Genomic DNA, 14089 nt, shown 5'->3' with positions numbered 1-14089 from the left:
GCCGCAGGATCCGTTCCGGCCCTCAGTAGTTCCCCCTGGCGCATGGCTTATGCGGATTGGGCCCGGCCACCGCGCGTGAAAATACAGAAAAGGCACCCCGTGAAGGGTGCCTTTTCTGTTTCCGGGTTGTTTCCCGGTTCATAGTAGCGGGGGCAGGATTCGAACCTACGACCTCTGGGGTTATCGGATTACATTCGAGCCTAACAGGCGTTATTCGATTCTGAACATGCTGTTTAGAGGCGTTTTCGATCATTTAGAACCATTTAGAATCTTCCAGAATCATCCCTCTAGTGCACCATCTAGTGCACCATCTTCAAGTGCCGACTGCATGGCCGACACATCAGTGAGGTCGGTGTGATTTCGCGCGTTCATCGCTTCAGTGTGTCCAAAGGAGGCGCTACGGATCTCAGCGGGAACGCCGCGAGCGATCGCGCGGTTAATCAGCACGGTACGCCAGGCGTGAGACCTCATCGAGGAGATAGCCTGGTCTTCGAGTTGAACACCGATATCTTTATAGAGCGCCGCGCACGCTTTGACTGCATTATCTGTCCGCCAATGCGAGTGTGTATCCCCCTGTGCGGGAATAAGCGGATCGCTGGGGTCAATTGTCTTGATTCGTTCTAACCAGAACCACCTACACCGTGAGTCGAGCATCGGTACGGTTCGACCCCGGTGAGTCTTGGAGTGTTCTGCCCGCACTGTTACTGCCAGTGAGTCTTGCGTATTCGTCACGTCCTCACGAGTGAGCGCAAGCGCTTGGACCTGACCCGTTAGGTCCAACTTCCGGCAGAACTTGCCAAAGTCAACACCACGGTCCACAACGAGAACAAAGCCGAACAATAAACAGGACGACCAGCCCTCTACGACAACGCTATCCCAACCGACTACAACCACAACCTAGGCGTACAAAAAGATGGATAGGAACCTAACCCCCAACACGGGACAAAACCCAGACAAACCTTTTGTCGCTCTCCCGATTGGGTCGAATGACATTCACTCAGGAAAGTGCCACCCGAGCCCGAACAGAACCGCTAAGTTCCTCAGGGGAGCAAATCTCTATTCCAGGCGCCTGCATCGCCTTATGTGTTCCCAAAAAGTGCTTGCTCACATCCGATTTGTCAAGGTTCTCAAGAACCCTGAAAAACCTTTCAGCCTCCTTGGTATTTGGTGGTCCATAGGAATTGAGAGCTGCAAAAACAATGCTCCCACCGGAGGATACAGCAGAGAGTGCCTGACTAGTCAGATGCTGAAGTTTTTCAAAGTATTCATCGATATAAATCTTTCGCGCTACCGATTCTGGTTCATCGCTGACGTCGAAAAACACGATAAACCCTCTTAGAGGGGATAATTCAGGTAAATCTTCACCCTCTTGCACGACTGTAATATCCCTTGGGAAATCGTACTGAATTTCATCATCTTTAACTATTACAGAAAAGCTTGCAGCCAGTTGTTCCGCTACGTCCCAAGATTGCTCGGAGCTAACCCCGTATATAAGCATGTTACCCATTTCTACCACCCTTAATGGCTTCCTTGCAGGCTATATAACCAATAAGAATACCTACACATATCAAGAAAATTCCGGCAATCTGGCCGGCAAGAACAGTTGTCCAGGGAAGGGATTTCAACCCAGGTATATATCCAACTACGAAAGGTTCAGCTAAGAAACACAATGCGAGAATTAAGCTAAGCAAAGGGATTCTGTTCGATAAAGAGCCTAATAAGCCAAATATCATTCCTGCAGGCAATGCAGCGAGGAACCAAATCTGGTTATCAGAAAAAATACTAGATGAAAAAAATCCGAGAAGCGCGCCCGTCGCATAGTGGACTGCCAACATAAAAAGGAATGTAAGTACTCCGACAAACGATGAGAGTAGTGTTCTGCCCGATATGGATTTTCCTGCCAGAAATGCGCAGCTTATCCATAAAGACGCCGACCCCATGATTTGCCCCACTAGATTGCGTGAGAAAAGTAGCCCGTTCGCCTGCCCTTCGAGCATAGCTGTTGATGTTGCATGGGAAAATGCATAACCCACGGCGATGGCTAGGCAGACTGTCGGGAGAATGAATTTGTTCATGAGACCTAACGAAAGGACCTATTGGGTGGACCAGTACGCGTTGCAGATTCCCGCGGAGCTCCCGCCTGTCACACTAGCGGAAGCCCAGCTCCCGGGCTTAGCGGTCCTGGAGCTAGTTTTGGTACCCATAGTGGCCGTGGCGGTGTGGGTCTTTGTCCTGTGTATGTATTTAGACGTGCAAATCTTGGAACCGTCAGATGTGTAGCGGCTCCCATAGGTCCAGGTGCCACCGCCGACATTCTCCGTGGCCCGAGGTTTTATGATTGTGGTGTCCACATCAAAAGTCACAACCCCCGAAGTGGGGTTCCCCTCTTCATCCCATGTTAAAATTCGTTCGAAACTATAAGGGATGGATGGTTCGGACTGATTTTCTTGGGCAATAGCTTGGGGAGTTGCAAGGACTAGTCCAGCAACCACGATGGATGCAAGCACTCCCTTGAGCGTGCGTTTCATGCGAGTCTCCTTGTATTTGAGCGGAACTGGGGGCAAGGCCTAGTAGGCCATTCGAACAGCTGCCAATCAAGTAACTGAGTGACACTTTAAATCTATCATCAAATGGCTTGAGCTGCGATGGGCGGCGAGGACAGCAAAACGAGAAGACCCAACAGCCGAAGAGACTGGTGGGTCTCGGAAGTTGGTAGCGGGGGCCGGATTCGAACCAACGACCCCTGGATTATCGGAGCAAATTCGAGCCTATCGGGGGTTACCAGTGGATAACATTGCATTTCAGAGCCCTCAACGATCATTTGGAATCATTCAGAATCATTCAGGATCATGCCTACAGTGCACCGTCTAGTGCACCACCCGCAAGCGCCGACTGCATGGCCGAAACGTCGGTGAGGTCCGTGTAGTTTCGAGCGTTCAATGCTTCGGTGTGACCGAAAAACGCGCTGCGGATCTCAGCGGGAACTCCACGAGCGATCGCGCGGTTATTGAGTACCGTGCGCCAGGCGTGAGATCTCATGGTTGAAATAGTCTCGTCTTCAAGCCGGGCGCCGATATCGCGGTAGAGCGCTGCACATGCCTTGACGGCATTATCTGTCCGCCAGTGCGAGTGCGCATCCCCCGGTGCGGGAATGAGTGGATCGCCGGAGCCAATTGTTTTGATCCGCTCTCGCCAGAACTTCTCACACCGCGCGTCCAACATTGGCACGGTGCGCCCCCGGTGCGTCTTGGACTGTTCCGCCTGCACCGATACCGCGAGCGAGTCTTGTGTGACAGTCGCGTCCTCACGGGTAAGGGCGAGCGCTTCGCTAATACGCAGACCCGTACCGGCCTGGAGGACCGCTAGCGCCACTGTGATTTCGTGTTTCTTGATCGACGTGTGCCGCCTATCTGTTCCCGGTGGTATCGGCCCCGAGGTATCGCGCTCTACAAGGTGATCAACTACTGCGTCGTACTGTGCATCTGTGAGCGCGTGAGACTGTGCGGGCTTGCTCCCCTTGCGCGTAACGCCAAGGTCAATGGATATGCCCCTCAGCGGGTTGTGGTCGATAATGCCCTCGCGAATCAGCTGGTCAAGGACATACTTACTCAACACTGTGCGCGCCTGCCGTGCAGACTCAGCTCCGTGGTCACGCCCAATGTCCTGCAGCGCCTTTTCGAGAGTCCTAAACCGCACGGCATCGCCGATCGTTAGGCCGTCTAACTGTCGGCGCAGCTGCGATAGAGCCAGCTCATAGCGCTTCTTGGTATTAGGCCTCAGGCGCGCTGCTTTTACGGCAGGTTCGCTCACATCGTCAATAAAGGTTGTAATACGTTTCGCCTTCGTCCAGCTGCTCGTGGACGTGTTGAGATACTCGTCGATCTTCTCTTTGGCCTTGGCACGAAATTCGCCCTTCGTTGCCGCCCGGACATGGAATCGTTTGGAGCGTCCTTCCCAGTTCTTGACAGTGAAAAATTCGTCAAACGGTCCTCGCGTGCGCGTGTCAAGGACGCGCTCAACAGTATCTTCACCCGGTTGAAGTGGTGCGCGTGATGCTTGCTGCTTCTTCGCCATGCGCAAAACTATAGCACCACTTTTGTATAGGTTCGAATACTGGTAAACTGTTGGTCATGAACACGCCACGACCTGTCTGCTGGGATTCCTCCGAACTAATGCAGCGCCGCCTCAGTGATGGGGCAACTCCTCAGGAAGAACGCGAGGCTGAGCGAGCAGCCCTCGCGCGTGAACTCAAGACAATCAACACACGGCTAAAAGAGTTGAGTGCTGACATCAAGGCGTCGCATGGTGATAATGCGCTCGCCTCTGCCAGACGCGAACTCAAGGCGTTTAAGAAGGCGCTGACCGACCGGCTACGTGAGCTTGAATACGGAGAGTTACCCGCGCCCGGCCTTCAACCCGGAGCAGCCCCGTCGGCCTACGCCGGTACTCACTGGGGCACATCGTCGGCAACTGACCTCCCCTTTGACGATTGGTTTCCGCCCCTATTCAAATGGTCCTGAATGGTCTAAAATGATTGGCAGCCTTCCGGGCATCGCCAGCGAGGTGTCATCCTCGAAGTAAGTGGGATAACGATTTAGAACCGGACATGAAAAATAGCCCCTAAGCGTGAGCTGCGCAGGCTGGGGTTGTTTTTCCACGTCTGGAGAACCCACTGTGAATATCCACGAAGATATTCTCCGCCTGTCCGTAAAGTCCACAGTCGCTGCTGAAATGCTCGGGCTTTCGCGCGGCACCCTCGCTAATTGGCGAGCTGAAGGTCGCGGCCCCCGCTACATCAAACTCGGCAGGGATGTCCTCTATCGCGTCAGCGACCTTGAAGCTTGGCTCGACGCGCAGCCCACGATTGGTGGTGCTGCGTAATGCAAAAGAAAACAGCCCCCGCTAATCACAACGAGGACTGGTCCATTGAAGTTTGCACTACCAGTGTACCCGCCCCAGTGTCCAAGCGCTATCGGGAAATCAGGAAAGATGCCGTTGGCTGGCAGACCAAGTTGGTCAATTTTCAGACGGATTCACGCCTGAAATCCACCGCATTTGCTGCCGTGCTCTGGCGCGAAGAAACATTGGAGCTACAAACTATTGAAAGTTCCACTGGCATCAATTCTGAAAGTGATGCCAGTGACCAGTCGAAGATTCCGGACAAACCTGCTGGTCAAGATATTCGAGCAGGTTCCGGCCATATACCCCTACGGGAGGGTGGAGTGGCTGGCCGGACGCAGTCCGGTCAGCCACCGCACCCATGCGACTCCGATCCAGCATTCTCGGATCTGTCGACCACGAAGGCTATGTCGACGAATGAGCGTCGCATCGTCATCGGTGTTGACACTGAGTTCACGTATCACGGTAAGACCCGTGTCATCGACGCGTATCAGTTCGCCTGGCGCGATGTTCTCGACCCTGACACGATGTACGAACTTGTCGTGATGCCGTTGCAGGAAATGGAGCAGCGGATTTTGGTTGAGTCGTCGCTCTACGTCGCCTCGCGCATTGGTCGATTCCATCGTTATGCGAACGGGTTGAAGGATGCCGATCAAATTGGTACTTCGGACCTTGACCCTCGTGGTCTTCGACGTGATCAGGTCGTCCGTGACCCTCGCGGCGGTGAGGGGAACCTCCACAATCGTTATTCGATTCCTATCGTTCTGGTTGGGCACTTTCTAAAAGCCGATCTGACAGCGTTTCAACGCGGCTCGTCGAAAGTCACCGACGCTATGCGTCGCGTGACGTCTGCGGGTGGTGGCCTTGTCAGTCTCAAGCCTGTTCGGTTTACGCACTACCTTGGTACTGGCTCATCGCAGCGTCTGTTGCCGTTTAGCGTATCCATCCGCGACACAATGGCGCAGTGTTCGCAAGACCATAGGTCGCTCGCGGCGCTCGGTGAGGTCGCTGGTGTATGTGTCTGATCTGATGTAGGTGGTCCAGTTCGGCTTGGGAAGTAGTCCGTTTCGGCGGCCTGTTTTGGTCCGTTTCAGCGCGGAAAAGTAGGCCAGTTCCCCGGTGCGTTGCTGTGGCTGGTGTGGCCCCTTTTCTGGAAAGGGAAAGGGCCATGCCGATAACCACCCCCCAGTAGGTTTCTGTTCCTGAGAAACGTCCCATCTTCGTTTGGCCGCGAGGTTGGGGACTTGGATTTTTCAGGAAGGGACCAGAAAGTAGATGACGATCAGCATGACCACGATCGAAACTATCAGACAGCTCGACGATGAGGGAATGTCCAGACGAGCGATCGCGAAGGCGGTCTCGGTATCGCGCGCTACGGTCGATAAGTACGTCAACCAGGACGATTTCAGCCCGACTGCGCCGGTGAAGACACGCAAACCAGGCTCAATCGTGCTGGGTGAGGCGTTGTGCGCGGTTGTTGATCAGTGGCTTGAGCACGACCAGCGCATGCCGCGCAAGCAACGCCACACAGCAAAACGGATCTGTGACCGGCTTACCAACGAGCATGGGTATACAGGCTCGTATTCACCGGTGCAGCGCTACGTGAAGCAGTGGAAGAAGGACCATAAAGCCCCAGGCGATGGGTTCATGGAGTTGGAATGGTCACCGGGGGTCATCCAGGTCGATTTCGGCCAGGCAGAAGTCATCATGGCGTCAGCCGCGAGGGTTGTGCACCTTCTGGTGGTGACGTTTCCGTACTCAAATATGAGGTTTTGCAGGGCCTTTGCCGGTGAAACCGCCGAGTGCGTCATTACCGGGCTGCTGGATGTCATCGACGCCGCCGGCGGGGTGCCAACTGAGATGGTCTTCGATAACGCGAGAGGGTGTCAGGAAGTTTGTGTGTGAGGCTCTGATTGAGAAGGAGTTTCACCGATAATGACTACGGTGTCACCGAAGAAGAACCATGACCCGGCGAGGGTCAACGAGATCAGCGAGAAGCTGATGGAAAATCCTGAGCTCGCCAGTTTGATCAGTGAACTGTCGACCTCGGCTGATGATGCAAGCGAGCTGGTCAAAGGCTTGCTGCAGGCATCGATCAACGCTGGTTTGCAGGCGGAGATGGATGCGCATTTGGGTTACGGCCATTCCGACCGCAAGGCGAAAGCCCAGGTGGAAACCGGGCGGGGCAGCAATCACCGCAACGGGTCGTACACCAAGACCGTCGATTCTGGCTACGGCCCGGTGGAAGTGACTGTGCCCAGGGATCGTGCCGGCACGTTTACTCCCCGGATGGTGCCGAAAGGTGCACGCCGACTCACAGAGCTCGACGACATGATCGTCTCGCTGTACGCCGGCGGGATGACCGTGCGCGATATTCAGCACCATTTAGCGACCACCCTTGGGGTGGATATGAGCCCGGATACGATCAGCACCATTACCGATGCGGTCTTGGAAGAGGTCATGATCTGGCAGAACCGTCAGCTCGATGAGTTTTACCCGGTGATCTTCCTCGACGCGCTGCGCGTGAAGATCCGTGATGGCCACCGCGTGGTCAACAAGGCTTGCTACATGGCGGTTGGTGTCGACATGGACGGCATCAAGCACATCCTGGGATTGTGGATCGCGGACAATGAAGGCGCTGCATTCTGGGCATCGGTGTGCGCGGATCTGGCCAACCGCGGTGTCCAGGACGTGTTCATCGTGTGCTGCGACGGACTCAAAGGCTTGCCGGAAGCTGTCGAGGCAACCTGGCCGAATTCGATGGTGCAGACCTGCATTGTGCACCTGATTCGGGCTGCGAACCGGTGGGTGTCGTATCAGGACCGCAAGGGAGTTTCCCGTGCGCTGCGTGAGGTCTACACGGCCGCCAACGAAGACACCGCACGTGCCAGCCTGGATGCGTTCGAGACCAGTGAACTCGGCCGGAAATACCCGCAGTCGGTCAAAGTTTGGCGTGATGCGTGGGAGCGGTTCGTGCCGTTTCTGCAGTTCCCGCCGGCGGCACGACGGGTGCTCTACACCACGAATTCGATCGAGTCGCTCAATGCTGAATTGCGTAAAGCTACCCGTAACCGGGGCCAATTCCCGAACGATACTGCGGCGCTGAAAACGCTGTGGCTGATGATCTGCAACATCGAAGACAAGCGCGCCGCCCAGCGAGCGAGGAAAGCGAAGCGCGAGATTGAATGCAACGGCTATATTGAAGGAGCGAAAGCCACCGGGTGGAAACAAGCCATCAACCAACTAGCCGTGGCTTACCCCGACCGATTCGCGGACTACTTGTAAACCAAACCCCCGCACACAAAGAATCGGACACTCTCTAACGCGACCGCCGTCGGGCGTCGCGTCGGCCCGAAAGTGGTGGAATCGGAGCTTTTCGCCGCGTTCAAAGCGCACTATAGGACCCGGGCGCGGTACTGCAACCCGTATTCGGGCCATGAGAAAGGCAATGTGGAAAACGCGGTCGGCTTCATCCGCCGAAACCTGCTCGTGCCTGTGCCGGAAGTTGCCTCCCTAGCGGAGTTGAACACCCTTTTGGAGTCCGGGTGCGCCGCGTTTGCTACCCACACCCACTACAAGAAGGCAGCCACGGTCGCTGAGCTGTTCACACATGATCAGCATGCGCTTAAAGCGTGCCCGTCGGTGCGGTTTAACCCGGTGCGTTTCGACGTGCGCCGCACCGACAAAACCGGTGTTGTCACGCTAGACGGCAATCGCTACCTGGTCGGGCCTGCCTGGGCGAACAGGCAAGTCACGCTGGAGTTGTCCCACGACACCGTCACCGTCTTAGATGACGACACCAGACGTATCATCGCGCTGCCGAGAGTCTTCGGCACTGCGGACTCGACGGTGATCAACCCGATGAGTCTGCTGCCTGGGTTAGCGAAGAAACCCGGGGCGTGGACGAACTCGCCGCTTCGCCATCACATGCCGGACGCTGTCGTGGGCTACCTCGACGGGGCGGATGCCGCTACACGCCGGGATTTTTTCACCCACGCCGAAACCACCGCCACAGAGTGCGGATTCGACGCCACCGTCACCGCAGCCGCAGCACTGTTAGAGACCGACGCCCAACCAACTGGGCCTCATCTGGGTATCGCCGCACGCTACAGCGCCCCACCACCAACACAACACAGCAGAGCGAACCTCACCACCTATGACCAGCTCCTTGCCACCACAACCACCACCTCACAGCATGCGGAGGCAACCGCAAAGTGACCACCCCAACCCCCAAAGATCGCGTTGTCGCACTTGGCCGCCAGCTCTACCTCACCACCGCCGTACTACGCGAATGCGCAGACCATGCCACCCCACGCCAATGCGACATCCTCATTGAGCTCTTCGAAGCGGAGCTTGAATCCAGGGCCGCATCCAGAGCGCGCCGCCTGATGCACCGCGCGCGTGTCCCGGTACGCAAAACCCTCGACAGCTACGACTGGTCACCGGTCACCCTGCCAGCCGACATCACCCGCGAACACCTCACCACACTCGAGTTTCTCAACGGCAGTGAAGACCTCGTCTTCTACGGTGATGTCGGCACCGGGAAAACACATCTCGCTATCGCACTCGTCACCCAAGCGTGCCTGCAAGGCATCCCCGCAAGATTCTTCACCGCCGCCGGACTTGTCGACCATCTACGCAACGCGAAACACGCAGGCAGGCTCGATAAAGAGCTCACAGCTCTGGGCAAAAACGAACTCCTCGTCATCGACGAACTCGGATACATCCCCATCGACACCGACGGGGCAAGACTGTTGTTCCAAGCCATCGCCGACGCTTACGAACAACGCAGCCTGATCATCACAACCAACCTCGCGTTTTCCCAATGGGGCCAAGTCTTCGGCAACGACGACATGGCAGCAGCAGCGATCGACCGCATCGTCCACCACGGCCGCATGATCACCTTCACCGGCCAGTCCTACCGCATGGCCAACGCCCTCATGAAATAACCCCGAAACCCCAGTAACGCTTAAACGGCCCAAAACCGTGCAGACCTGGCCTAAAAATCCGAGCCGAAATGGCCTACAACAACTTGACAAAACACAGGTGTACCGAAACTCGATGTGGGTGAGTCGATCACTGACATGAGTCGAATGGCACGCGAGGATCTGCCTCGATTCCTTGAATATGGTGTAAACGACGCGGTCATCGTGGTTGAGTATCTCCGCATGGTCTGGGGCGTTAACTGCACCCCTCCCGTAACAATTTCATCTGGTGGTGCTGCCGCTGCCCGTGATGGCATTCTCAATTATTGGGTGTCTGCCGGTTTTATTCCGCCGTTAAAACTGGTTGAAGGGTGTAACCGCCTCTTTCAAAAGCACTTCCAAGGGCTTCGCAAAGTTTCTAAGACTGTTGTGGAAGGGTCCGAAGATGACAGCTCTCGGTTGAGCTATTACGACGTTCGCGGTTTGGAACCCTTAGATGGTGCCGCAGCTCAGGCGCTCGCCGCGTTTGCATCCGCGTATCACGGTGGGTTTAACGGGTGCCTGTCTGTTGGGTATTTCCCGAAAAAGACCTACGACCATGACCTTCAGTCTGCCTATCCGACCGGTATGGGGTCTTTGTACGACGTTGACTTCGCCCACCCCGACGGGTGTATCAAGCACGTCATCAAGAACCGTGAGTTGACCCTTGATGACTTTGCTGAATATGGCTATCAGACACCATTGGTCGCGTGGGTGGAATTCGACTTCCCGGAGGATGTTCGACAGCCATCATTGCCGATTAATCATGAAAGTTCGCTTTTCTACCCGTTGTCGTCGCATCGCTCTGACCCTGATGAGAAGCAGGGTGTGTGGTGTTGCGGGCCTGAGTTGTTGCTTGCGCTGAAGCTTGGCGCTCGGGTTGAGGTGCAAATTGGTTACGTACTGCACCTGCTTGAGGTTGGCCCCGACGAGAATCGTCAACTCTCCATGTCGCTGCGCCACTCCCTAAAGCGGATGGTTATCGACCGTGGCACTGCGAAAAAGGTGTTCGGTAAGGGTTCTCTCGAAGAGAAAACCATCAAGGTTGCGACCAACTCTGTTTATGGGAAATTAGCGCAAGACTTGCAGGAACAGCACGCTTGGAACGCTTGGGATCAGGAATCTGAAAACGTCGGTGGTTCTGCGATCACCTCGCCGTATCACGCCGCGATGACGACCAGCCTCGTGCGCGCCGCGCTGATTGCCGCTTGCAACGAGGTTGAAGTGTATTCGGTGACTACTGACGGTTTGATTTCTCCGGTCGCGTCTCTGGAGAAGCTCGAACTCTTCGGAATTGCTGACGTGCTCCGTGAATCTCGTGTCGCGCTCACCGGTGATGATCGTGTTTGGGAGGTTAAACACGAGCAGTCTGATCTGTTGAATTTCTCAACGCGCGCTAATGCGTCCTTGGAGGACTGTGGTGTTCTCGCGAGGGGGAATCTTTCGACCCCAAAAGCATAAAGCGTGGCAGTGCTGAAGAGCGCCGTTGGTACATCGAAACTGTGCTGTCACGCGAGGGGAAAATTGACAACGTCTATGACTATAAACCGAATTTTCGCGAGCTGTCGCATGCGACCGAACGAGTCGACTTCTTTATGGAAGAACGCACTGTTGAGAACTCGTCGAACGACTTTGACTTAAAGCGTCGCCCGCTGCTTGATGACCGTCGAGTCGATGTCGTCCTTGGGCATGAGATTTGTGGTTTCGACACTGCCCCTTGGGCCGATATGGATGAGTGTTTGCATGCTCGTGGGGTTGCGGTGCGCATTCAAAACATGCGGCCCGGCACATACGGCGATGACCGGCCCACTGGCTGTCTGCGCACTGAAAGTGATTGGCTGACGTTTAAGAAGCGTGTGGAGTCTGCCACTGGTAGACGCGTGCGTACACATGAATCTGCCTTGCTCGCTGAGCTTGTCGTCGCCCACCACGAGGGACTACTCCATGTCCCCGTACTTGCTAGTTCCCGTTTGAAAGTATCCGACAAGATCGCGTGGCTTTCCTCGTTGGGACTCGGGGACTTTACCCGTAATCAATGGGACCACTTGTACAAGAAATCTCGTCGTGAGTATGTCCTCAAGGACCTAGATCTAGATGAGTTGTGGGCTTTTCTGGAGCACATCGAATCTGAGGGATTGGGGTGATCGATGTGTCTATCGCTCAGCGCACCCGTGGACCGCCTCGGGAGTCCTGCGCAACATTCCAAAACAACTCTGAATTAAGGAGAAATCAGTCATGGGCAACCTGACTTCAACAGTGACAGAAAGCGTGACCGGTAAGCGATCAAAGCAACCTCTAACCCCCGAGACAGCTGGTGTGCTCGGTGCCGACTGGCAGCAGCTGGCCGCGAAGGCTGCGCAAGCCGAGAATGACATGCGCGAGGTGTCTGAAGGAGCGCCCGTTGCTTCAGCCGAACGCGATGTCCAAGGTGTCGCCAAGGACGTCATCAAAGCCTCTCAGGATTCGCGCCAGAAGACCAATAACCGCCGCCGCAAGCAGGCGGTGGTGTCCCAGTCGATGACTTCGCGGAGGTCGTCATCAAAGAGCCATAACGACATTGAAATGGAGTTCTAAACATGGTGACGAAGAAAACGAAAATCGAGATCGCTCTGGAGCGAATCGAGGCTGAGAAGCGCGCTCGCGAGGAAGCCAAGCGGCGTGAGAAGGAACAGCAGGACAAGCTCCTGATGGAGCTTGGCCGAGTGCTGGCCGACGCCGCCGAGAAACCTGCTTCCGAGTGGGCGGCATACCGCGACCGGAATGTCGCGGAGTTGCTCGCCGCGCTGGGGCTTGAGGTGGTCGGAACGATCGCATCCGACGACCCACGCGGTGAAGCAGAGCCGGTGGGAGCGGAGCGACCAACGGGAGATGCTGACCAGCCGACAGGCGGGTCAGATTAGGGGGTCAAGGGGGCCTCCCCTTGCCAGCCGCCCCCCGAAGGCCCGGCGCCAGCCGGGTGAGCGCCGGAGGTGCTCAGGGCGATGCTGGCCGAACGTGCTTAAAAGCCGTCTCCGACGATTACCAGTGCAGGACGAGCGCGGAGCGGTCGGACTGACGGTCATCGCTCGGAGCGTGCGCTAAGCACGTTCCACCTCCCGGCTCGCGTAAGCGAGCTGGGAGATCTACAGCACGAAGACGCATTAGGACAGAAGGACTTTTTGATGGAGTTAGACGGACCGGTTAAGAAGCGATTGACACTGCGGCTCGATGCCGAGCAGTGGGACATCGTCAGCGAGATTTCTAAACAGGCAAACCTGACCCCTGCGGAGGTCATGCGTTTGTCAATCTACATACTCAAGCACCGCCTGCCAAGAGGATTTACTGATCGAAAGAGCGATCCTCCCGAGGATTTCCAGAACGGCGTGAGACGGCTCTGGAAAGAGATAAACAGCATCGGCGTGAACATCAACCAACTCGTGCGTCTAGCGCACATGTCCGGCGACGCTGAGTTGGTCGGCATCATGCTCCACGCTCAGGAAGAGTTGCGTCGGCTCAAAAGGGTGGTGAGTAAGTATGTCAGTCACAACGGTGGATAGGTCAAAGAGCGTCTCATCACCTGTCGTTTACGCCGTTTACGGTTCTCGACCGAACGCGAAAGCTGGCCGGGTCCGCGCAGCAGCCCTGGCCGTCTCCTGCGGTGGCGAAATGGTAAACGACAGTGACGGTCGCTGGGCTGGGGTTGAGTTCATCGACTCCGGCAATGAGATCATGGATCGCTACAGCAATCGCAGCAATCGGGCCATCACCATAGTGCAGTCGTGGTCGCGCGATGAACTCGATAAAGACAATCCCGCAGACGTACAGAAAGCCAACGCCATGGGCGTGAAACTTGCGCAGCGCCTGGCACCTGGCTCTCCGTATGTGGTGGCAACCCACACCGACAGCAAGTCGGGGTGCGTCCACAACCACATCATCCTGTTGAACCACGACGTGAATACTGGAAAGGCAGCGCCCAGGCGTGCAAGCAACTGGCACGCTGTCAAAACCATTAACGACAACGTAATGAACAGCTGGGGTATGCGGACGCTGCAGCCGGAGGGGTTCGTCAAGCTCCGACGTGCTGAACGAATGGCGCTCCGAGACGGTAAGAGCATCGACTCCACCGGTCTGGAAATCAGCGAACTCACCGGTGAAACCTGGGCAGACTTCCTGCGCAAGCGCGTCGATGCGCTCGTGGGTGACGAGCGAGTGCTCACTGCCCCGGATGGACTGCAGAAGGCCCACGA

The 14089-nt window shown here is 56.1% G+C and carries 16 protein-coding genes and 3 pseudogenes; 15 read left to right on the top strand and 4 right to left on the bottom strand.

The window, feature by feature from the left end:
• Nucleotides 1–789: 789 nt before the first annotated feature.
• Nucleotides 790–929 (top strand): annotated as a pseudogene (locus CJEDD_RS03210) (IS256-like element ISCoam1 family transposase); the annotation flags it as partial.
• 68 nt (nucleotides 930–997) lie between these two features.
• Here the strand turns inward: CJEDD_RS03210 and CJEDD_RS03205 are convergent.
• The 4 genes from CJEDD_RS03205 to CJEDD_RS03195 all read right to left on the bottom strand — a co-directional run bounded on the left by CJEDD_RS03205 (nucleotide 998) and on the right by CJEDD_RS03195 (nucleotide 4074).
• Nucleotides 998–1507 (bottom strand): hypothetical protein, encoded by a 510-nt coding sequence (locus tag CJEDD_RS03205; protein WP_157034525.1) that lies wholly within the window; start codon nucleotides 1505–1507, stop codon nucleotides 998–1000.
• A complete protein-coding gene (locus CJEDD_RS03200) occupies nucleotides 1500–2075 on the bottom strand; it encodes a hypothetical protein (RefSeq protein ID WP_157034526.1) in 576 nt (191 codons plus the stop codon). Before CJEDD_RS03200 ends, CJEDD_RS03205 begins: the two co-directional genes overlap by 8 nt.
• An 18-nt stretch (nucleotides 2076–2093) precedes the next feature.
• Nucleotides 2094–2528 (bottom strand): lactococcin 972 family bacteriocin, encoded by a 435-nt coding sequence (locus CJEDD_RS12335; RefSeq protein ID WP_074432572.1) that lies wholly within the window; start codon nucleotides 2526–2528, stop codon nucleotides 2094–2096.
• 325 nt (nucleotides 2529–2853) lie between these two features.
• On the bottom strand, nucleotides 2854–4074 hold the full coding sequence (locus tag CJEDD_RS03195) for a site-specific integrase (protein ID WP_081764596.1): 1221 nt from the start codon (nucleotides 4072–4074) through the stop codon (nucleotides 2854–2856).
• A gap of 56 nt (nucleotides 4075–4130) precedes the next feature.
• On the opposite strand from CJEDD_RS03195, the gene CJEDD_RS03190 reads away from it, so the two are divergent.
• The 14 genes and pseudogenes from CJEDD_RS03190 to CJEDD_RS12325 form a co-directional block, all read left to right on the top strand.
• Complete coding sequence (locus tag CJEDD_RS03190; RefSeq protein WP_157034527.1) at nucleotides 4131–4520, top strand: hypothetical protein; 390 nt, start codon at nucleotides 4131–4133, stop codon at nucleotides 4518–4520.
• Between the two features lie 154 nt (nucleotides 4521–4674).
• On the top strand, nucleotides 4675–4881 hold the full coding sequence (locus CJEDD_RS03185) for a helix-turn-helix transcriptional regulator (RefSeq protein ID WP_232297765.1): 207 nt from the start codon (nucleotides 4675–4677) through the stop codon (nucleotides 4879–4881).
• Nucleotides 4881–5924: a hypothetical protein gene (locus CJEDD_RS03180; RefSeq protein ID WP_273657614.1), complete on the top strand. Its 1044-nt coding sequence runs from the start codon at nucleotides 4881–4883 to the stop codon at nucleotides 5922–5924. Before CJEDD_RS03185 ends, CJEDD_RS03180 begins: the two co-directional genes overlap by 1 nt.
• A 250-nt stretch (nucleotides 5925–6174) precedes the next feature.
• Nucleotides 6175–6240, top strand: a pseudogene (locus CJEDD_RS12330) (hypothetical protein); the annotation flags it as partial.
• Nucleotides 6229–6804 carry a hypothetical protein gene (locus CJEDD_RS03175; protein WP_420536343.1) on the top strand — a complete coding sequence of 192 codons (576 nt, stop codon included), beginning with the start codon at nucleotides 6229–6231 and terminating at the stop codon, nucleotides 6802–6804. The pseudogene CJEDD_RS12330 and the gene CJEDD_RS03175, both read left to right, overlap by 12 nt.
• 30 nt (nucleotides 6805–6834) lie before the next feature.
• On the top strand, nucleotides 6835–8184 hold the full coding sequence (locus tag CJEDD_RS03170; protein ID WP_273657485.1) for an IS256 family transposase: 1350 nt from the start codon (nucleotides 6835–6837) through the stop codon (nucleotides 8182–8184).
• Nucleotides 8185–8349: 165 nt separating this feature from the next.
• A complete protein-coding gene (locus tag CJEDD_RS03165) occupies nucleotides 8350–9117 on the top strand; it encodes a Mu transposase domain-containing protein (RefSeq protein ID WP_273657612.1) in 768 nt (255 codons plus the stop codon).
• A complete protein-coding gene (istB, locus tag CJEDD_RS03160; RefSeq protein WP_081764632.1) occupies nucleotides 9114–9848 on the top strand; it encodes an IS21-like element helper ATPase IstB in 735 nt (244 codons plus the stop codon). The genes CJEDD_RS03165 and istB overlap by 4 nt, the downstream gene beginning before the upstream one ends.
• A gap of 144 nt (nucleotides 9849–9992) precedes the next feature.
• Nucleotides 9993–11324 (top strand): hypothetical protein, encoded by a 1332-nt coding sequence (locus CJEDD_RS03155; RefSeq protein WP_273657611.1) that lies wholly within the window; start codon nucleotides 9993–9995, stop codon nucleotides 11322–11324.
• A 41-nt stretch (nucleotides 11325–11365) separates the two neighbouring features.
• The gene (locus CJEDD_RS03150; RefSeq protein ID WP_157034497.1) at nucleotides 11366–12007 is read left to right on the top strand and encodes a hypothetical protein; all 642 of its coding nucleotides are present in this window, start codon (nucleotides 11366–11368) and stop codon (nucleotides 12005–12007) included.
• Between the two features lie 91 nt (nucleotides 12008–12098).
• Entirely contained in the window at nucleotides 12099–12437 is a 339-nt protein-coding gene (locus tag CJEDD_RS03145; protein ID WP_157034498.1) for a hypothetical protein, read from the top strand.
• A 2-nt stretch (nucleotides 12438–12439) separates the two neighbouring features.
• Nucleotides 12440–12763, top strand: a complete 324-nt coding sequence (locus CJEDD_RS03140) for a hypothetical protein (RefSeq protein WP_042408170.1) — start codon at nucleotides 12440–12442, stop codon at nucleotides 12761–12763.
• Nucleotides 12764–13024: 261 nt separating this feature from the next.
• A complete protein-coding gene (locus CJEDD_RS03135) occupies nucleotides 13025–13399 on the top strand; it encodes a plasmid mobilization relaxosome protein MobC (RefSeq protein WP_042408174.1) in 375 nt (124 codons plus the stop codon).
• Nucleotides 13377–13811: pseudogene (locus tag CJEDD_RS12325) on the top strand (relaxase/mobilization nuclease domain-containing protein); the annotation flags it as partial. The gene CJEDD_RS03135 and the pseudogene CJEDD_RS12325, both read left to right, overlap by 23 nt.
• Between the last annotated feature and the right edge of the window lie 278 nt (nucleotides 13812–14089).

Source organism: Corynebacterium jeddahense (genome assembly GCF_028609865.1).
In the GTDB taxonomy this organism is placed as follows: Bacteria; Actinomycetota; Actinomycetes; order Mycobacteriales; family Mycobacteriaceae; genus Corynebacterium; species Corynebacterium jeddahense.
Note: the sequence above shows the minus strand (reverse complement) of the source record. Positions and strands in the feature narration are given on the sequence as shown.